Source organism: Ruegeria sp. BF6 (assembly GCF_056538665.1).
This window is the reverse complement of the sequence record NZ_JBQFTN010000009.1, coordinates 110,597-130,101: the sequence shown is the minus strand read 5'-3', so window position 1 is coordinate 130,101 and position 19,505 is coordinate 110,597. Positions and strand designations below refer to the sequence as shown.

Genomic DNA, 19,505 nt, shown 5'->3' with positions numbered 1-19,505 from the left:
GGGTGGGAAAACCCCGGCCATGTGGGCCGGGGAGTGGAGTTAGCCCTGAACTTCGGAGCCGATGACGACCTGCTCGCCCTTCAGGCCAATCGGCAGGCTTTGCAGGTAGGCATTGGGCTGACGGGCGTCATAGGGAATACCGTCGATGATATCCGCGGCAGGCGTCGGGGCCTTGTATCCGTCGCTGTCCCAGGGAAAGTCGGCCTCATTCGCCAGACCTTCGTCCACCAACATGCGGGCGGCGTCCAGATAGATGTCGGGGCGATAGACGGATTTGGCGATCTCATCATACCACGCGTCCGTCTGCGGCTCGGCGATCTGGCCCCAGCGGCGCATCTGGGTCAGGTACCAGATGGCGTCCGAATAGAACGGGTAGGTCGCGTTGTAACGGAAGAACACGTTGAAATCGGGCACATCACGCTTGTCGCCTTTTTCATATTCGAAGGTGCCGGTCATCGAGTTCGCGATCACGTCGTAATCGGCGCCCACGTATTCCGGCTGGCTCAGCATCTCGACTGCGGCGGGGCGGTTGGCGTTGTCGTTCTCGTCCAGCCAAATCGCGGCGCGGATCAGGGCCTTGGTGACGGCGCGGGTGGTGTTGGGGTATTCTTCGGCGAACTCGGCGGTGATGCCGAAGACCTTTTCCGGGTTGTTCTTCCACAGCTCATAGTCGGTGATCACCGGCACACCGATACCTTTGAACACCGCCTGCTGGTTCCATGGCTCACCCACGCAGTAGCCGTAGATAGTACCAGCCTCGAGTGTCGCAGGCATTTGCGGCGGAGGGGTGACCGACAGGAATACATCCGCACCGATCTGACCGGTCACGTCTTCGGGGCTGTAATAACCCGGGTTCAGACCACCGGCGGCCAGCCAGTAGCGCAGCTCGTAATTGTGGGTCGAAACCGGGAAAACCATGCCCATGTTGAACGGCTTGCCCTCGGATTTGTATTTCTCGACCACCGGGGCCAGCGCCTCGGCGGAAATCGGGTGCTGTGGGCGCCCGTCGTCCATCACCGGGATGTTCGGCTTCATCTCTTCCCAGATCGCGTTCGACACGGTGATGCCGTTGCCGTTCAGGTCCATCGAGAAGGGGGTGACGATATGCGCCTCGGTGCCGTAACCAATGGTCGCGGCCAAGGGCTGACCGGCCAGCATATGCGCACCATCCAACTGCCCGTCGATCACGCCATCCAGCAGCACTTTCCAGTTGGCCTGTGCTTCGAGCGTTACAAACAGGCCCTCGTCCAGGAAGTATCCATTCTCGTAAGCCACGGCCAAAGGGGCCATATCGGTCAGTTTAATAAAGCCGAAGGTCAGTTCGTCTTTTTCCAGTTCCAGTGTCTCGGCCATTGCCGGGCTGATCAGGGCGGTTGTGGCGACAAGGCCTGCAATCAGTCTTTTCATGTGGGTCTGTCCCTTGCGTGTGTTCCCGGGGCTCCGGGGTGAAAAAGAAAAAGCCGCTGCACGCTCTGACCGGAAGGAGGTGGCCAGAGTGTGAGCGGCTTTGCTCAGTCGATCCCAAACATTGGGAAGAAGTTCATCGACACACGCCATTGCGTGCCGTTGGGATCAGATTCGAAAAAACCCGCGCGCGGCTCAAGCAGTTTTGCTGCAATGCGGCGTAATTTTCTGCGATTGCGCTGTATGAGGCCGGAGGCTGCCTAATTTTTAGGCGTCAGAAATCCTGAGGGTCAAAAATGCGCCCGTCCAGAAACACGTCCCGTTTCAACGACAGCTGCCCGTTATGCGAGGCAACCGGCGTAGTTTCCCGAATCGCGCCTTCGAGTTTTTCTGACGCGCCGGGCAGGTCGGCCCCGATATCGGCCAGTTGATTGCGGTAGATATCGCTGCGGAACACGCTACCCGCCTGTGCCCGCGCCAGATGTGGGTCCAGACCGTACCGTGCGGCCAGACGCTGAGCGATCCACTTAGCCTGACTGCGCCAGGGGAAGTTTGCCGCCCCGTCATGGAATTCGAGGAAACCCGGCACCTCGCGTTGCTCCGCCTGCCCCGAGATGGTGAACCGACCCGACAAGGCCCGATCAATCAACTCCGACGGCAGGTTCAGGTAGGTATCGCGCGCCAGAATTTCAGCCGCAGCGGTTTGGCTGCCCGGCTGGCCCAGCCAGCGTCCGGCCCGCCAGACAGCCCGCATCAACTTGCCCAAAAGGTGCGGTTCGGTCTCTGCCCATTCGGTGCGCACGGCCAGCACCTTTTCCGGGGCAAAGGCCCAGATCGCCTGACCAGGCAGCAACAGCGCCCCCGCCTGCGATTCCACCGCGACCGAGCCCCAGGGCTCACCCACACAGAACGCATCCACATCCCCTTCGGCCAGCGCCTGCGCCATCAAGGGGGGCGGGATGGTGCGCACTTCGACCCCGACCTCGGACAGATCTGTGGCCTCAAGCCAGCAATGCAGCAGTTCCACATGCAGAGAGAAGGGGAAGGGAACGCCAAAGACCAAAGGCCGATCCGCGACCGAGGCCAGCGCAGTGGCGGCCTTGAACGGATCGTGAAAGTCGAAATCATAGCCGGTCTCGCGTAGGCGGGTTTCCAATGCGCGACTGACGCCGATGACGTCTCCGTTCACCGACAGGACCGAGACGGCGGACAAGGGTTGTGTCACCCCGCCCAGCCCCAGCGCCATCGCCACGGGTACGGGTGACAGCAAATGTGCCGCATCGACCCGGCCAAAAGCAAGCATGTCACGTACCGACGACCACGAGGGCGCGGCGACCAGCTCCAGATCAATCCCTTCGGCGCGGGCCAGACCCAACTCATGCGCCACAATCAGCGGGGCGGCATCTACCAAGGGTACATAGGCGACGGGCAGGGTGACCGTATTCATGACAACAACCCCGACGCAGTGACCAGCGCCTCGGCCACGTCGGCGACGCGGCGGCCCTGATCCATCGCCGCCTTGCGCAACAGGGCGTAAGCCTCTTCTTCCTCGATCCCGCGGGCCTTCATCAGCAACCCCTTGGCGCGGTCGATCACCTTGCGTTCTTCCAGCGCGCGTTTGGTCTCGGCCAATTCGCGGCGCATCTGGCGGACGATCTGAAAGCGGGCAATGGCGGCGTCCAGCACCGGTTTCAACCGGTCGGGCTGCATCCCGTCGACCACATAGGCCGACAACCCGGCCTCAATCGCCGTAGAGGCCAGATCTCCCGCCGCACCCGACACGAACATCGCCACCGGACGTTCCAGCGGGCCAGAGGCCAGCGTCAGTTCTTCAAGCATGTCGCGGGTTGGGTTGTCGATATCGATCAGCACCACATCGGGCACCAGCGCTGCGATCTTGCGCGCCAGGCTAGAGACATTTCCGATCACATGTACATCGTAGGACCCTGATGATTTCAATGCGTCAACGATGGCGATCGCGCGCTCTCGGTCTTCTTCAACTACGACAATGGTCAGGGCGTCAGGCATGGCACCTTTTCACCGCCTCAATGCCCAAGCTCAAGAGATTGGGCCCTAATCCAAGCGGGTTCGAAGGAGGGTGCTTAAAAAATAGTCAAACGCGATGTAGGAGGTGTCAGAAATCCGTGAATCTTTCGCCTATCGGAAACTTGTGACCGCGAATGGCACGCGTTGAGATGTCGTTTTTCGGAATCAAAGCGTCTTTTCTGCTTGCTGATGCTGCACGCGCACCATAGCTCTGTCCGTGGGACACCCCTCCCCAACGAGGGGCGTGTATCTGGAAGGGTAATACACATGACTATCGAACAACCGGCGACGCGGCCGGCGAATCCGCGTTTTTCCTCGGGCCCCTGTGCCAAACCCCCCACATTTGATTTGACCAAATTGGCCGATGCAGCGCTGGGCCGGTCGCACCGGGCCGCTGTCGGTAAGGACAAGTTGAAGGCTGCCATCGAAGGCACACGTGAGGTGCTGGGCATTCCGGCAGATTACAAGATCGGCATCGTTCCCGCCTCGGACACTGGCGCGGTTGAGATGGCCCTGTGGTCGCTGCTGGGCGAACGCAAGGTAGAGATGCTGGCGTGGGAGAGCTTTGGTTCCGGCTGGGTGACCGATGTGGTCAAGCAGCTGAAGATCGACGCCGAGGTGAAAACCGCCGATTACGGGCAGATTGTCGATCTGGCCTCGGTCGATTTCGCTAATGACGTGGTGTTTACTTGGAACGGTACAACCTCGGGTGTGCGGGTTCCGAATGGCAACTGGATCGCCGATGACCGTCAGGGTCTGACGATCTGCGATGCCACCAGCGCCGCCTTTGCGATGGATCTGCCGTGGGACAAGCTGGATGTGACCACGTTCAGCTGGCAGAAAGTGCTGGGCGGTGAAGCCGCGCACGGGATGCTGATCCTGTCGCCCCGTGCCGTCGAACGGTTGGAAAACTACACACCTGCATGGCCGCTGCCAAAGATTTTCCGCCTGACCAAGGGGGGCAAGCTGATCGACGGTATCTTCACCGGTGCGACGATCAACACGCCCTCGATGCTGGCGGTCGAAGATTACCTGTTCGCGCTGGATTGGGCGCGTTCGGTGGGCGGCTTGCAGGGCCTGATCGCCCGAGCGGATGCCAATGCTGGCGCGGTGCATGCGTTCTGCGACCAGAATGACTGGATCGCCAATCTGGCCGAGGACGCGGCGACGCAATCCAACACTTCGGTCTGCCTGAAATTCACCGATCCGCGCATTCAGGACGGCGCGACATTTGCCAAAGCCGTAGCCAAGCGGCTGGAGGTCGAAAACATCGCGCTGGATATCGGGGCTTATCGCGACGCGCCTGCGGGCCTGCGCATCTGGTGCGGCGGCACGGTTGAAACTTCGGACATCGAGGCGATGCTACCCTGGCTGGTCTGGGCCTTCGAAGCAGAAATCGCGGCGCAAACCGAAGCCGCCTGATCTTTTTCACCGGGCTACATCAGGCCCGGACCTCCTCTACAATTCAAGGACCAGAGACTATGGCCCCTAAAGTACTCGTATCTGACAAGCTCAGCGAAACCGCCGTGCAGATTTTCCGTGATCGCGGCATCGATGTGGATTTCTTGCCCGATCTGGGCAAGGACAAGGACAAGCTGGCCGAGGTGATCGGTCAGTATGATGGCCTTGCCATCCGCTCGGCCACCAAGGTCACGCCGACGCTGCTGGAAAAAGCCGACAATTTGAAAGTGATCGGCCGCGCCGGGATCGGCACCGATAATGTCGACAAGGAAGCGGCATCGAAAAAAGGTGTGATCGTGATGAACACGCCTTTCGGCAACATGATCACCACCGCCGAACACGCGATTGCGATGATGTTCGCCGTCGCCCGGCAAATTCCTGAGGCCAGCACCTCGACCCATGCGGGCAAATGGGAAAAGTCCAAGTTCATGGGTATTGAGCTGACCAACAAGACTCTTGGTGTCATTGGTGCAGGCAACATTGGCGGGATCGTCTGCGAACGCGCGCTGGGCCTGAAGATGAAGGTCGTGGCCTATGATCCCTATCTGGGTGAAGAGAAAGCCGCGCAAATGGGCGTCAAAAAGGTCGACCTGGATGAGCTTCTAGCGCGCGCCGACTTCATCACCCTGCATGTTCCGCTGACGGACCAGACCCGCAATATCCTCAGCCGTGAGAATCTGGAGAAAACCAAACCGGGCGTGCGCATCATAAACTGCGCCCGTGGCGGCCTGGTCGATGAGGTCGCGTTGGCCGAAATGCTGCAATCCGGCCGCGTTGCAGGTGCCGCCTTTGACGTGTTCAGTGAGGAACCGGCTAAGGAAAACGCCCTTTTCAACCTGCCCAACGTGGTTTGCACGCCGCATCTGGGCGCGGCGACGACCGAAGCGCAGGAGAACGTGGCGCTTCAGGTGGCCGAGCAGATCTCGAACTACCTGCTGACCGGGGCGGTGGAAAACGCGCTGAACATGCCCAGCGTTACGGCAGAAGAGGCCAAGGTCATGGGGCCGTGGATCAAACTGGCCGGTCATCTGGGCAGCTTCATCGGTCAGATGACGGACGAACCGATCAAGGCGATCAACATTCTCTATGATGGTGTGGCTGCTGAAATGAACCTGGCCGCGTTGAACTGCGCTGTGGTCGCGGGGATTATGAAAAAGTTTAACCCCGAGGTGAACATGGTCTCGGCCCCCGTTGTGGCCAAAGAACGCGGGATCAAGATATCGACCACCAATCAGGACAAGTCCGGCGCCTTCGAAGGTTATATCAAAGTGACCGTCGTGACCGAAAAGCGTGAGCGTTCCATCGGTGGCACCGTGTTCAGCGACGGCAAGCCGCGTTTCATCCAGATCAAAGGCATCAATATCGACGCCGAAGTGGGCGCCCATATGCTCTACACCACCAATGAAGACGTGCCAGGCATCATTGGTGCGCTGGGTCAGACCATGGGCGAGAACAACGTGAACATTGCCAACTTTACCCTCGGCCGGTCCGAGGCGGGCGGTGAGGCGATCGCGCTGCTTTATGTGGATGAACCGGTTCCGGCTGAAGCGCGGGCCAAGCTGGCGGAAACCGGGCTGTTCACGCAGATCAAGCCGCTGGAATTCGACGTCGCCTGAGCGGTGTTGAATCTCTGAGACACTCCGTGCCCGCGCCGCCCATGGCGCGGGTTTTTTCTTTTCCGGCGGCCTGAAACACGCCACAAGCAGGGTATTCGCTTTGCCCGAGGGTTATTCATGACCTCCCCCATCTATGCCGTTGGCGATATTCACGGTCAGCTTGAGATGCTGGAAAATGCGCTGCATCTGATCGAACAGGAAGGCGGGCCGGATGCGCGCGTAGTGTTTCTGGGGGACTATGTTGATCGCGGCCCCGACAGTCGTGGTGTTTTGGACCTGCTGATCGAAGGGCAACGTGCGGGCCGGAACTGGGTGATACTCAAGGGCAACCACGACCTAATGATGGCCCGGTTCGTGCAAGACTGTGAGATCGCAGACAATCGGCTGCCGATCACGCTCAGTTGGCTTCACCCGCGTCTGGGCGGGCGGGAAACACTGGCTTCTTATGGCGTTGAGGTCGCTGATGACAACCGCATCTTTCAGGTCAATGAATACGCCTGCGCCGTGGTGCCGCCCGCACATATCGACTTTATCAATGCGCTGCCCCTGTATCATCAGGAAGGGGAGCTGCTGTTCGTCCACGCCGGCATCCGCCCCGGCATCCCCTTGGGGCAACAGGCCGAAGACGATCTGGTCTGGATACGTCACGAGTTCCTGCGCGATCCCGGCCCGCATCCGTGGCTGGTGGTGCATGGACACACTCCGGTGGACCGGGCCGAGCATTGCGGCATTCGGGTCAATCTGGACGCGGGCGCAGGCTATGGCCGACCACTGGCCACGGCGGTGTTCGAAGGTCGCGACTGCTGGCTGCTGAACGAGGCCGGGCGGGTGCCGCTGACCCCTAATCCTTGGTGAACAGGTCCTTGTAGTCCTCGCGCAGGACATTTTTCTGCACTTTTCCCATGGTGTTGCGCGGCAGTTCATCCAGCAAGATCAGCTTGCGCGGATGTTTGAACCGGGCCAATGCGTCCCGCACATTTGTCAGAATGGCCTCGGGGTCCGGGGCCTGTCCTGGCTCTGGCACCAGAAAGCCCACAGGGGTTTCACCGAAATCCGGGTGCGGCACGCCGATCACCGCGCTTTCCAGCACGCCGGGCTGGTCATCCAATACCAGTTCGACCTCTTTGGGATAGATGTTGTAACCGCCCGAAATAATCAGGTCCTTTCCGCGGCCAACGATATGGACATAGCCATCCTCGTCCACACGCCCCAGATCGCCGGTGATAAAGAACCCGTCCTCGCGCAGTTCGGCGGCGGTTTTCTCGGGCATCTGCCAATAGCCTTGGAAAACGTTGGGACCACGTACCTCGATCATGCCAATCTGCCCTTGCGGCAGCACCTCGCCGGTGTCGGGATCGGTCACCTTCAGGTCAACATCCGGCAGGGGAAAGCCAACCGTGCCCGCGCGACGCTCGCCGTCATAAGGGTTCGACGTGCTCATGTTGGTTTCGGTCATGCCATATCGTTCAAGGATACGGTGACCGGTGCGGTCCTGAAACCGCTCATGGGTCTCGGCCAGCAACGGGGCCGAGCCCGAGATGAACAGCCGCATATGCCGCGCCAGATCGCCAGTAAACCGGTCGTCCTCCAGCAGACGGGTGTAAAAGGTCGGCACGCCCATCATCGAAGTGGCCTGCGGCATCAGGCGCAGCATGTCTTCAAGGTCGAATTTCGGCAGAAAGATCATTGACCCGCCCGAGGCCAGCACCACATTGGTCGCCACAAACAGCCCATGGGTGTGAAAGATCGGCAAGGCGTGTAACAATACATCGCCCCGCGTGAACTGCCATTCCTGCACCAGTGTCTCGGCGTTCGACAACAGGTTGGCCTGCGTCAGCATCGCGCCCTTGGATCGCCCGGTGGTGCCCGAGGTATAGAGGAACGCGGCCAGATCGTCCTCGGTCCGGCGGACAGGCTCGAACGCGGGCAACATGCCCAAAGAACGCCGCATCAGACTGCCCGTACCGTCGGCATTCAGCGTCTCTAACCTTGCGTTTTGAGCTGTCGCGATGGGAGCGAGACCTTCGGCTTTTGCATCGTCGCAGACGACCAGCTTGGCACCGCTGTTTTCGATGAAATACGGCAGCTCGGCTGTGGTGTAGCCGGTATTCAGTGGCAAAAAGATCAGCCCTGTCTGCGCGCAGGCGGCATAAAGCGCCAGTGCTTCTGGCGATTTCTCAACCTGCACGGCAACCCGTTCGCCGGGTTCCAGTTCATATCCGGTGAGGGCATTGGCGATCTGCGCGACCATGTCCAGAAAGGCAGCATGGGTCAGGGTCTGACCATCGGGCAGATGCAGGAACGGGGTGTCCTTGCCCGCGTGAATGCCAAACAGCCGATCATAAAGCGGGTTGCCCATATCGTCGTTCCTTTGCGCCTGCTCGATCCGATACGAATCTGTCCCGGATTGGCGGGGCGGTAAAGCGGAAAACCGGACGGGGATCAGAATTCCGTGGTCATCCGGTAGCCAGCGGCAAAGAACATCTTGGCGAAGGTCACCGGTTCCCCCTGCAGCCAGGTGATCCGCTCACCGGTAAAGACCGGCTCGCCCTCGGGGACGTCCAGAAACCCGGCGACCGTTGCATCGGCGCGGCTGGCAAGAAAGCTCAGCTCGACATTAGTGAAGGGCACCGTCTGGATCAGCCATTCATTTGGTCCGATCTGCGAGAAATCCGCCTGCTCCACCTGCGGGACCGAGGCGGTAACGATCCAGCGGTCCTCGTACTGAAACGGGGTGTTGCCGTTGAAATGCATACAGCGCACATGCACCACGGTTTGTCCTGGGTTCAAAGCCAGACGGGCGCAGAGCCACTCCGGTGCAGTCTCTGAACTGGAGGAAACCAGCGCATAGCGATAGGTGCCGCCCAATGCCTCGACCTCATCCCGTACCATGGGGATGGTGAATCGTGCTTGCCGCTGAGGGGCGCTCAGAACGCGGGTTCCGGCTTTGCGGCGACGCTCCAGATAGCCTTCATCCGCCAGTTCCCGAAGGGCCCGGTTGACCGTGGTGCGCGTGCAGGAGAACTCGACAGCCAGTTCCTGTTCATTGGGCAGCAGCGATTCCGGCTGCCATATGCCTGACCGGATGCGCGCCAGCACGGTTTGCTTGATGTCTTTGTAACTGGTGGTGTCGTTTGGCTGAGGCATGGCGCAGCTTTAGACCGAGGCTAACAGGTCCGCAATTGCGGATCGGTAAGCGTCGATGATCTGATCGCGCGCGACGTGGCGGCCCTGTTTCACCATATGCCGCCCGGCGGACCACAGATCAGTGACAAGCCCATCGGGTGCGGCGAAGCACAGCCCGTCCAGCAATTGATCATCGCTGAGTGCGCAAAGGGTCGGGTGGCTCCGGTCAACAGCAACTAAATCGGCCAGCTTACCCTGGGCAATCTCGCCCGCGTCACGGTCAAGGGCTTGCGCGCCGCCCAGCGCTGCCTTGGTGTAAAGCGCTTGACCGACCGAGCCTTCGCTCGCCAGAACAACGCGCTGTTGGTCGCGCAAACGCTGAGAATACTCCAGTGTTCGCAGTTCTTCAGGCAGAGAAATGCGTATATTAGAGTCTGATCCGACACCAAAGCGCCCGCCTTCAGCGGCGTATTTTGCGCCGTTGAAGATACCGTCGCCCAGATTTGCCTCGGTGACCGGGCACAGGCCAGCGACGGCTCCAGACCGGGCCAAGGCAACGGTTTCGGTATCGGTCATGTGTGTCGCATGGATCAGACACCACCGCGCATCGACCGGCACATTGTCCAGCAACCAGGCCACGGGGCGCTGGCCCAGCTCCGCCTGCACATCGGTGACCTCCTGCACCTGTTCGGCGATGTGGATATGCACAGGCACATCGGATGTGGCCCTTAACACCTCGGTCAGATTCGACGGAGAAGTCGCGCGTAGTGAATGCGGAGCAATCCCGAGTTTAGAGTCTGTATTTGGCAGCGTTGTGTGACATTCATCGACCAATCTCAGAAACCGGTCCACATCATTGCCAAAGCGCAACTGCCCGCCCGAGAGGGCCTCCTGTTTGACCCCGCCGTAGGTGTAGAGCACAGGCAGATGGGTCAGTCCTATCCCGGTATGTTGCGCGGCGGCAAAGATGCGCTGGCTGAGTTCCGTCAACTGGTCATACGGTGTGCCGCCGGGTTGGTGATGGACATAATGGAACTCACCGACAGAGGCATATCCGGCTTCCTGCATCTCCATGAATACCAACGCAGCGATGGCTTCGATCTGGTCCGGCGAAAGGCGGTCCAGAAAGCGGTACATCAGGTTGCGCCAGGTCCAGAAACTCTCGCGCCCGGCAGCGCGGGTTTCAGTCATTCCCGCCATAGCCCGCTGAAAGGCATGGCTGTGCAGGTTTCCCAAGGCAGGCAACAGAAGATTTACCCGCACGTCCCCGTCCAGTGCAGTGGCCTGTGTCTGTATGCGCCGGATGCGCCCCTGATCGATCTCGATCCGCACATCGTGAACCCATTCAGAGCCTAAAAGGGATGTTTTGGCGTGGATCAACATTCCGTTTCCATTTTGTGTAGACTTTATACTTTTACACATATACGAAAAAATCAAACAAGAGGGGAGCCGAAAAGAATCGCCATGACCAGAAAATCGGTTCTAACCAGCGCCGCGATGGCCACGATGTCAGAGGACGACACGCCCTATGGGCTATGCCTAGACGCGGCGATCGTCGTTGATGGCGCATATATCCTTTGGGCAGGAGAGCGACTGGACTTGCCAACCGAATACACCGGCTGGCCGGTTGAAAATTTCGGCGCGCGCCTGATCACGCCGGCCCTGATTGATGCGCATTCCCATGTGGTGTTTGGGGGCAACCGCGCGACCGAGTTCGAGATGCGCCTGAACGGTGCCTCGTATGAGGAAATCGCGCGCGCGGGCGGTGGTATCCTGTCCACGGTCAACGCCACGCGGTCGGCAAGCGAAGAGGGGCTGCTCACTGATGCTCTGACCCGCGTGGATGCATTGCTTGCCGAGGGTGTCTGTACCCTCGAGGTCAAGTCCGGCTATGGGCTGGACGAGGATACGGAACTAAAGATGCTGCGCGTGGCTCGTCGGATCGGCGAAACCCGCCCGGTGCGGATCAGAACCAGTTTTCTGGGTGCCCATGCGGTGCCTCCCGAATACACTGATCGGGCTGATGATTACATCCAAGAGGTCTGCATCCCAACCCTGCGCGCGGCCCATGCCGAGGGGCTGGTGGACGCGGTTGACGGGTTCTGCGAAGGGATCGCCTTCACCCCCGCCCAGATCGCGAAGGTCTTCGATGTGGCGCAGGAACTGGGTCTGCCGGTGAAGCTGCATGCTGAACAACTGTCCGATCTGGGCGGCGCCCGGCTTGCGGCCTCTTACGGGGCTTTGTCGGCGGATCACATAGAATATCTGGACACCGAGGGCGTGATAGCCATGGCCCGCGCAGGCACCGCAGCAGTGCTGCTGCCGGGCGCGTTTTATACGCTGCGCGAAACGCAGGTGCCTCCGATTGATCTGTTGCGGCAGCACAAAGTACCGATGGCGCTGGCGACCGATTGCAACCCCGGTTCCTCGCCTCTGACATCGCTGCTGCTGACGATGAACATGGGCTGCTCCTTGTTCCGTCTGACCCCCGAGGAAGCATTGGCGGGCGTTACGCGCAATGCTGCGCGCGCGTTGGGGATCAGCGATGCAGGCACCATCGCAAAGGGCCAAAGGGCGGATCTGGCGGTTTGGGACGTCGCGCATCCGGCCGAGCTGTCTTACCGCATTGGCTTCAATCCTCTGCACAAACGGATGTTTGGAGGGCTGGAATGACTCTCCTGTCTTTACAACCTGGGCAAGTCTCGTTGGCACAATTGGCCCAGGTCTATTGGGATCAGAACGCAGCCGTGCTGGAACCAGAGTGCAGACCCGCTGTCGAGGCGGCGGCGCGGCGCATTCAGGCCGCCGCTCAGGGCGATGCGCCTGTCTATGGCGTCAATACCGGTTTCGGCAAACTGGCCAGCCACAAGATTGCGCCACAGGATACTTCCACCCTGCAGCGTAACCTGATCCTCAGCCACTGCTGCGGCGTCGGCCCTGCCGTGCCCCGCCGGGTGGCCCGGCTGATGATGACGCTCAAGCTGTTGTCCTTTGGCCGCGGCGCCTCGGGCGTGCGGTGGGAGTTGATCGAGCTCTTGCAACAGATGTTGGCTCGTGGCGTTACGCCGGTGATCCCGGCGCAAGGGTCCGTGGGCGCGTCGGGGGATCTGGCACCGCTGGCCCACATGACTGCCGTGATCATCGGAGAAGGCGAGGCCGAGGTGAACGGCGCCATCCTGCCGGGTGCTCAGGCACTGGAAATCGCTGGATTAGAGCCTATTCAGCTGGGCCCGAAAGAAGGCCTGGCCTTCATCAACGGTACGCAGTTTTCGACCGCCTTCGCTTTGGCAGGCCTGTTCGAAGCCTGGCGCGCGGCGCAAAGTGCGCTGGTCATTTCGGCCCTGTCGACCGATGCGATCATGGGGTCCACTGCGCCTCTGCGACCGGAAATTCACACTCTGCGTGGCCACCGCGGCCAGACCGAGGCTGCCGGTGCCATGCGGGCTGTGCTGGAGGGGTCGGAAATCCGGGAAAGTCACCGGGAAGGCGACACCCGTGTGCAGGACCCATATTGCATCCGCTGCCAACCGCAGGTCACCGGTGCGGCCATGGATGTGATGCGGCAGGCCGCCGCGACGCTTGAGATCGAGGCAAACGCCGCCACCGACAACCCGCTGGTTTTGGAAGACGGGATTGTGTCGGGCGGCAACTTTCATGCCGAACCCGTCGGATTCGCCGCCGACATGATCGCGTTGGCCGTGTCCGAGATCGGGGCCATCGCCCAGCGCCGCATCGCACTGATGGTGGACCCGGCGCTCAGCTTTGATCTGCCGCCTTTCCTGACCCCCGATCCGGGGTTGAATTCCGGTCTGATGATCGCTGAGGTCACCACGGCCGCGTTGATGAGCGAGAACAAGCACCTCGCTAACCCCTGCGTGACTGACAGTACCCCGACCTCAGCCAATCAGGAGGATCACGTTTCGATGGCCGCACATGGCGCGCGACGCCTGACCCGGATGGTCGAGAACCTGACCTACATTCTGGGGGTCGAACTTCTTTGTGCTGCGCAAGGGGTTGAAATCCGCCTGCCGCTGAGCACCAGCGACCCCCTGCAACAGGTGGTCGCCCGACTACGAGCCGATATCCCTGCGCTGACCGAAGATCGCTATCTGGCGCCCGAATTGGAGATCGCAAAACAGCTGGTGACCGAGGGCGCGATCCTCCACGCCGTGGGCACCGCAATGCCGGAGCTCGCGTAATGCAGGTGGTCAGCGTACAGCGCGGGGACTGCCCAATAGTTCTGGGCCAACCCCATGGCGGGACTTTCGTGCCGGATGGCATTGCGGCGCGTCTCAATGAAACAGGGCACGAGCTGGCGGACACGGATTGGCACATTAACAGGCTCTATGAAGGGCTTTTGCGCGGCGCGACGGTGGTACAATCCTATATCCATCGCTATGTCATCGATGCCAATCGCGATCCCGAAGGGGTGTCGCTTTACCCCGGCCAGAACACGACGACGCTGGTGCCTCTGACCGATTTCGACGGGCACCCGATCTGGATGGATGGCCAGGAACCTTCAGTCGATGAGATCGAACTACGGCGGCAGGCCTATCACGCGCCTTATCACGCGGCGCTTGCCGAGGAACTGCAGCGCGTGCGCGACCGTCATGGTGTGGCAGTACTGTTCGATTGCCATTCGATCCGCAGCCGCATTCCGTACCTGTTTGAAGGCACGTTGCCGGATATGAACATCGGAACGGATGGCGGCGCAACTTGTGCGTCGAAAATTGAGTCTATTTCAAATGAATTCGCGAATTCATCGCCCTATAGCACCATCCTGAATGGTCGATTTCGCGGTGGGTGGACCACGCGTCACTATGGTCGCCCGGCTGACGGAATACATGCCATTCAGATGGAACTGGCGCAGTCCACCTACCTGTCCACCGAGACTGCCCCGTGGAGCTATGACGCCGCCAAAGCCGACCGCCTGCGCCGCTGGTTGCGCGATATTCTGGATGCCATCCAAGACACCGCATTGGAGCTTACGCAATGACCGACCCTCGCAAGAACACCCGCGATATCTTTCCGCCGACCGGCCCCGAGCTGAATGCCAAGAGCTGGATGACAGAGGCCCCGCTGCGGATGCTGATGAACAACCTGCACCCCGATGTGGCCGAAAACCCGCATGAGCTGGTGGTCTATGGTGGCATCGGTCGCGCGGCCCGGACGTGGAAGGATTTCGATACTATCGTAGCCGGTTTGAAGGATTTGGAGGGGGATGAGACCCTCATCGTTCAGTCCGGCAAACCCGTGGCGATCATCCGAACGCACAAAGACGCGCCACGGGTGCTGATCGCCAATTCTAACCTGGTGCCTCACTGGGCAACCTGGGACCATTTTAACGAGCTCGATAAGAAAGGCCTGATGATGTATGGCCAGATGACCGCTGGCTCGTGGATTTATATCGGTACGCAGGGCATCGTTCAGGGCACCTACGAGACCTTTGCCGAGGCCGGACGCCAGCATTATGGCGGCGACCTGACTGGCAAGTGGATTCTGACTGGCGGCTTGGGTGGCATGGGCGGCGCGCAGCCGCTGGCCGCCGTGTTTGCCGGGGCTTGCTGTCTGGCGGTCGAATGCAACCCGGACAGCATCGATTTCCGCCTGCGCACCAAGTATCTCGACGAAAAGGCGGAAAGTTTGGACGAAGCGTTGGCCATGATTGACCGTTGGACCAAGGCGGGCGAGGCGAAGTCCGTGGGTCTGCTGGGCAATGCCGCCAAAGTTTTCCCCGAGATCTACCGCCGCATGGCCGACGGCGGGATGCGCCCGGATATCGTCACCGACCAGACCAGCGCGCATGATCCGATAAACGGTTACCTGCCGTTGGGCTGGACCATGGGAGAGTGGCGCGAGAAGCGTGAAACAGATCCTAAATCAGTAGAAAAAGCCGCCCGTGCCTCAATGAAACAGCACGTAGCTGCGATGGTTGATTTCTGGAATGCGGGCGTTCCGACACTGGATTACGGCAACAACATCCGCCAAGTGGCGCGGGATGAAGGGCTTGAGAATTCTTTTGCCTTCCCCGGCTTTGTTCCGGCCTATATCCGCCCGCTGTTCTGCAAGGGGATTGGCCCGTTTCGCTGGTGTGCGTTGTCAGGTGACCCTGAGGATATCTACAAGACCGACGCCAAGATGAAGGAGCTGTTCCCCGAGAACGAGCACCTGCACCGATGGCTCGACATGGCGCAGGAGCGAATCGCGTTTCAGGGCCTGCCAGCGCGTATCTGCTGGATCGGGCTGGGTGATCGTCACCGTGCCGGGCTGGCCTTCAACGAGATGGTCGCAAATGGCGAACTGAAAGCACCCGTTGTCATTGGTCGCGACCATTTGGACAGCGGCTCGGTCGCCAGCCCCAACCGCGAGACCGAGGCGATGCTGGACGGCTCGGACGCGGTGTCCGACTGGCCTTTGCTGAACGCGCTGATCAATACCGCCAGCGGCGCGACCTGGGTGTCTTTGCACCACGGCGGAGGGGTCGGAATGGGGTTCAGCCAACACGCGGGCGTAGTAATCTGCGCCGACGGCACCGAGGACGCCGCCAGACGGCTGGAGCGTGTCCTGTGGAACGATCCGGCTTCGGGCGTGTGGCGACATGCAGATGCAGGGTATGACATCGCAAAGGACTGCGCCCGCGAACATGGTCTGCGCCTTCCCGGCATACTGGGCTAGGCGTAACAAGGTCTCTGGTGAATTGGTCGTCTGTGCGATATGCGCAGAAGTGCCTGCAGGAGACCGACCATGTACGTAGCCACACTGTTGACCAACCCGAATACGCCAAAGCTTGACGAGGCCGTGGTCGAGACGCTCTGCAATGCCTGGGGAGGCTCTGATCCGGTCTGGCTGAGCGAGAACGAGGCGGCCGAATTCAGGTTTCCCGAACAGACCGACAATCAAGAGGCGGTTTGGGCCGAGCTGCAGTTGTTGGAGGTCGACTTGATCGTGCAGCCGTTTGGCAAGCGTCGTAAACTGATGCTGCTGGCCGATATGGACAGCACCATGATCCGGCAGGAATGTATAGACGAACTGGCCGATGAAGCCGGCGTCGGTGACCGAGTAAAAGAGATCACCGCGCGGGCCATGAATGGCGAGCTGGATTTCGAGGGCGCACTGATTGAACGGGTCGGCCTGCTGAAGGGGTTGGACGAGGCAGTGATCGAAAAGGTGCTGGAGGAACGCATCACGCTGATGCCGGGCGGGGCGGAGCTGGTTGCTACCATGCGTATGAACGGCGGCTATGCGGCCTTGGTCTCAGGCGGGTTCACGGCATTCACCGCCAAAGTGGCCGAGCAGCTGGGTTTTGACGAAAACCGAGCCAACACGCTGCTGGCAGAGAACGGCAAGCTGACCGGCGATGTACAGCGCCCGATTTTGGGCAAACAGGCCAAGGTGGATGCGTTGGAACAGATCACCAAACGGCTGGGCCTTTCCGAGGCCGATGTGCTGGCCGTCGGTGATGGTGCCAACGATCTGGGCATGTTGGGTCGGGCAGGAACCGGGGTGGCGCTGCATGCCAAGCCTTCGGTCTCGCAGCAATGCGACATCCGGGTCAATTACGGGGATCTGACGGCGTTGCTGTTTCTGCAGGGGTATTCCCGAGCGGCCTTTGCGGACGTTTGACCGCAAGGGTCTTCCATTTATTTAACATAAATGTTAAACAGTGGTCATGAACACACTTCTGACCGCATTTTCGGCCTTGTCCGATGCCACGCGATTCTCGATCGTCGAACAGTTGATGCAGGATGGCGAGTTGCCCGCCGGTGACCTGATCGAAGGGCGTGGCATGTCCGGCGCCGCGATTTCGCGCCATCTGAAGGTTCTGCGCGAGGCCGGCCTCGTGCAGCAACGGGTGCAAGGCAGCCAGCGGATGTATTCCATCCAGTCCGAGGGGCTGCGGGCGATTGCCGAATGGACCATCTCTAAACGGCAATTCTGGGAATCCAGCCTCGACCGTTTGAACGAATTGATTGAAAGGGAGAATTCATGGCCGACCTGAGACTGGAACGAGAGTTCCCCACCACCCCGGAAAACCTGTTTGCCTGGATCAGCGATGGCGCAAAGCTGTTGCAATGGTGGGGGCCGGAAGGGATGCATGTGCCCGAGCATGATCTGGACTTCTCGCGCCTTGGGCCGTGGTATTCGGTCATGCAGAATGCCGAGGGTCAGCAATACAAGGTCTCGGGGCAGGTTACTCATGTCGATCCGCCCAACTCGGTGGGGTTCACATGGGGCTGGCATGACGATCAGGATCAGCGCGGTGCCGAAAGCCATGTGACGCTGACGGTCGAACCGTCTGGTGATGGCGCACGCTTGATTCTCGATCACCGTGAATTGGGTGACGATGAAATCGCGGCCAACCATAACCAAGGCTGGACCTCGTCGCTACGCAAGCTGGAAGCACAATTCTAAGAATTTCATCAGGGAGGAAGAGAAATGCCTCAATTCTTGTTTGTCTATCACGGCGGTCACACCCCAACCGATCCTGCCGAAATCGAAGCCACCATGGCCGCCTGGGGCGCCTGGTTCCAGAACATGGGCGACGCGCTGGACATCCCTGGCAATCCGGTGGGCCAGTCCTATACGGTCAGTTCCGGTGGCGTTGTCGACAATGGCGGCGCCAACCCGGCCTCGGGCTTTACCGTCATCAAGGCCGATAGCATCGATGCCGCGACCGAGATGGCCAAGGGCTGCCCCATGGTGGTGAGCGGAACAGGCTCGGTCGAAGTGGCCGAGGTGCATCCGATCGAGATGTGACCTTTAGCCTGGGAACCCCGGCGCAGGGCGGATTACGCCGCATTCCAGCCCACGACGGCTGTATTGGGTGGCGTTCATGAATTTACGGGTGGCCGGGTGTTCGGCCTCAAGCACTCCCAAATGCACCAGAATGGCCGCGATGGCGCATTCGCTGGCGCGGGTGGTGCCATCGGTGATCTTCAGCGCCACGCCCATGCGCTTTTCCGGGATGATGGCAACGAAAACGGCCTCGGCTCCGGTCTTGATCGCGGCGCGGCCCTCCATGGCGCGCATCAGCTCGGTGCAGGCCCGGTTTTCACCAGCCACCAGTTCCGGGTGCTTGATCATCGCAGCGGTCAGTTGCCCTGCCGCATCGCTGGCCCGGTCCGACCGGTCAGCGGCCGATGCAAACCACGCCATCGACCGAGCCAGCCCCAACAGCGAAGTAGCAAAGTTCGGCGCTGAACAGCCATCGATACCATAGGCCGGGCTGGTCTCTCCGGTGGTTTCCTCAAGAGCTGACAGGCAGGCTTGCTGCACGGGGTGATCGATTTCCAGATACTCCGGCCCTGCGCCCATATGCTGTGTCACGGTCAGGAATCCACAATGCTTGCCCGAGCAGTTGTTGTGAATCTGGCAGGGGGTGTCATCGGCCAGAATCAGCCCGTCGCGCGCGGCCATGTCCTGCGGTTCCTGAGGGCCGCAGCGCAGATCATGTTCCGTTAGACCCAGATGGTCCAGCCAGGCGGTCACGCGGTCGGTATGGATATGCGCGCCGTTATGCGACGCGCAGGCCAGTGCCAGATGCTCGCTGTTCAGCCCGTATTTCGCGGCTGCTCCGGACGTGATCAGCGGCAGCCCCTGAATCATCTTGGCCGAGGACCGGGGATAGATCGTCACATCCGGATCGCCCCAGCTTTGCACGATCTGGCCGCTGTCATCGCAGATCACCGCGTGACCCAGATGCAGGCTTTCCAGCAAAGGGCCGCGCCACAGTTCTGTCATTGCTACGGGCTGCGTCATCGGGCCCCTCCTCAAATATGCGCAAAATTCTGCCAATCGCCCTTTCGCCTGTGGCGAAACCTGCGTTAGTGTGTGTATGTCGACAATCATCGG

At 60.5% G+C, this 19,505-nt stretch carries 18 protein-coding genes; 11 read left to right on the top strand and 7 right to left on the bottom strand.

What is annotated here, in order from left to right; translation table 11 throughout:
• Positions 1 to 39: 39 nt before the first annotated feature.
• The 3 genes from ACR0IM_RS17545 to ACR0IM_RS17535 all read right to left on the bottom strand — a co-directional run bounded on the left by ACR0IM_RS17545 (position 40) and on the right by ACR0IM_RS17535 (position 3,432).
• Positions 40 to 1,407, bottom strand: a complete 1,368-nt coding sequence (locus tag ACR0IM_RS17545) for a CmpA/NrtA family ABC transporter substrate-binding protein (protein ID WP_480682690.1) — start codon at positions 1,405 to 1,407, stop codon at positions 40 to 42.
• A gap of 271 nt (positions 1,408 to 1,678) precedes the next feature.
• Complete coding sequence (locus tag ACR0IM_RS17540; RefSeq protein ID WP_480682689.1) at positions 1,679 to 2,851, bottom strand: ABC transporter substrate-binding protein; 1,173 nt, start codon at positions 2,849 to 2,851, stop codon at positions 1,679 to 1,681.
• Positions 2,848 to 3,432 carry an ANTAR domain-containing response regulator gene (locus ACR0IM_RS17535; RefSeq protein ID WP_480642564.1) on the bottom strand — a complete coding sequence of 195 codons (585 nt, stop codon included), beginning with the start codon at positions 3,430 to 3,432 and terminating at the stop codon, positions 2,848 to 2,850. The genes ACR0IM_RS17540 and ACR0IM_RS17535 overlap by 4 nt, the downstream gene beginning before the upstream one ends.
• A gap of 285 nt (positions 3,433 to 3,717) precedes the next feature.
• On the opposite strand from ACR0IM_RS17535, the gene ACR0IM_RS17530 reads away from it, so the two are divergent.
• The 3 genes from ACR0IM_RS17530 to ACR0IM_RS17520 all read left to right on the top strand — a co-directional run bounded on the left by ACR0IM_RS17530 (position 3,718) and on the right by ACR0IM_RS17520 (position 7,382).
• The gene (locus ACR0IM_RS17530; RefSeq protein ID WP_480682688.1) at positions 3,718 to 4,872 is read left to right on the top strand and encodes a phosphoserine transaminase; all 1,155 of its coding nucleotides are present in this window, start codon (positions 3,718 to 3,720) and stop codon (positions 4,870 to 4,872) included.
• Between the two features lie 59 nt (positions 4,873 to 4,931).
• Positions 4,932 to 6,527: a phosphoglycerate dehydrogenase gene (gene serA / locus ACR0IM_RS17525; protein WP_480594236.1), complete on the top strand. Its 1,596-nt coding sequence runs from the start codon at positions 4,932 to 4,934 to the stop codon at positions 6,525 to 6,527.
• Positions 6,528 to 6,644: 117 nt separating this feature from the next.
• A complete protein-coding gene (locus tag ACR0IM_RS17520) occupies positions 6,645 to 7,382 on the top strand; it encodes a metallophosphoesterase family protein (protein WP_480682687.1) in 738 nt (245 codons plus the stop codon).
• On the opposite strand, the gene ACR0IM_RS17515 is transcribed toward ACR0IM_RS17520, so the two are convergent.
• The 3 genes from ACR0IM_RS17515 to ACR0IM_RS17505 form a co-directional block, all read right to left on the bottom strand.
• Positions 7,369 to 8,886: a malonate--CoA ligase gene (locus tag ACR0IM_RS17515; RefSeq protein ID WP_480682686.1), complete on the bottom strand. Its 1,518-nt coding sequence runs from the start codon at positions 8,884 to 8,886 to the stop codon at positions 7,369 to 7,371. The genes ACR0IM_RS17520 and ACR0IM_RS17515 overlap by 14 nt on opposite strands.
• Before the next feature lie 83 nt (positions 8,887 to 8,969).
• Entirely contained in the window at positions 8,970 to 9,674 is a 705-nt protein-coding gene (locus ACR0IM_RS17510; protein WP_480642561.1) for a GntR family transcriptional regulator, read from the bottom strand.
• A 9-nt stretch (positions 9,675 to 9,683) separates the two neighbouring features.
• Positions 9,684 to 11,036, bottom strand: a complete 1,353-nt coding sequence (locus ACR0IM_RS17505; RefSeq protein ID WP_480682685.1) for a formimidoylglutamate deiminase — start codon at positions 11,034 to 11,036, stop codon at positions 9,684 to 9,686.
• A gap of 81 nt (positions 11,037 to 11,117) precedes the next feature.
• Here ACR0IM_RS17505 and hutI point away from each other — a divergent pair, with 81 nt between their 5' ends.
• From hutI to ACR0IM_RS17465, 8 genes are all read left to right on the top strand, one after another.
• Complete coding sequence (hutI, locus tag ACR0IM_RS17500; protein WP_480682684.1) at positions 11,118 to 12,326, top strand: imidazolonepropionase; 1,209 nt, start codon at positions 11,118 to 11,120, stop codon at positions 12,324 to 12,326.
• Entirely contained in the window at positions 12,323 to 13,852 is a 1,530-nt protein-coding gene (hutH, locus tag ACR0IM_RS17495) for a histidine ammonia-lyase (protein ID WP_480594213.1), read from the top strand. Before hutI ends, hutH begins: the two co-directional genes overlap by 4 nt.
• Positions 13,852 to 14,649: an N-formylglutamate deformylase gene (gene hutG / locus ACR0IM_RS17490; RefSeq protein ID WP_480594209.1), complete on the top strand. Its 798-nt coding sequence runs from the start codon at positions 13,852 to 13,854 to the stop codon at positions 14,647 to 14,649. The genes hutH and hutG overlap by 1 nt, the downstream gene beginning before the upstream one ends.
• Positions 14,646 to 16,328: a urocanate hydratase gene (hutU, locus tag ACR0IM_RS17485; RefSeq protein WP_480682683.1), complete on the top strand. Its 1,683-nt coding sequence runs from the start codon at positions 14,646 to 14,648 to the stop codon at positions 16,326 to 16,328. Before hutG ends, hutU begins: the two co-directional genes overlap by 4 nt.
• 69 nt (positions 16,329 to 16,397) lie before the next feature.
• Positions 16,398 to 17,276 (top strand): phosphoserine phosphatase SerB, encoded by an 879-nt coding sequence (gene serB / locus ACR0IM_RS17480; RefSeq protein WP_480682682.1) that lies wholly within the window; start codon positions 16,398 to 16,400, stop codon positions 17,274 to 17,276.
• 46 nt (positions 17,277 to 17,322) lie between these two features.
• A complete protein-coding gene (locus tag ACR0IM_RS17475) occupies positions 17,323 to 17,652 on the top strand; it encodes an ArsR/SmtB family transcription factor (protein ID WP_480594199.1) in 330 nt (109 codons plus the stop codon).
• The gene (locus tag ACR0IM_RS17470) at positions 17,640 to 18,065 is read left to right on the top strand and encodes an SRPBCC family protein (RefSeq protein WP_480594196.1); all 426 of its coding nucleotides are present in this window, start codon (positions 17,640 to 17,642) and stop codon (positions 18,063 to 18,065) included. The genes ACR0IM_RS17475 and ACR0IM_RS17470 overlap by 13 nt, the downstream gene beginning before the upstream one ends.
• 24 nt (positions 18,066 to 18,089) lie before the next feature.
• Entirely contained in the window at positions 18,090 to 18,410 is a 321-nt protein-coding gene (locus tag ACR0IM_RS17465) for a YciI family protein (RefSeq protein WP_170383832.1), read from the top strand.
• Between the two features lie 3 nt (positions 18,411 to 18,413).
• Here ACR0IM_RS17465 and ACR0IM_RS17460 read toward each other — a convergent pair whose 3' ends face one another.
• Positions 18,414 to 19,412 (bottom strand): asparaginase, encoded by a 999-nt coding sequence (locus tag ACR0IM_RS17460; protein ID WP_480682681.1) that lies wholly within the window; start codon positions 19,410 to 19,412, stop codon positions 18,414 to 18,416.
• Positions 19,413 to 19,505 lie beyond the last annotated feature (93 nt).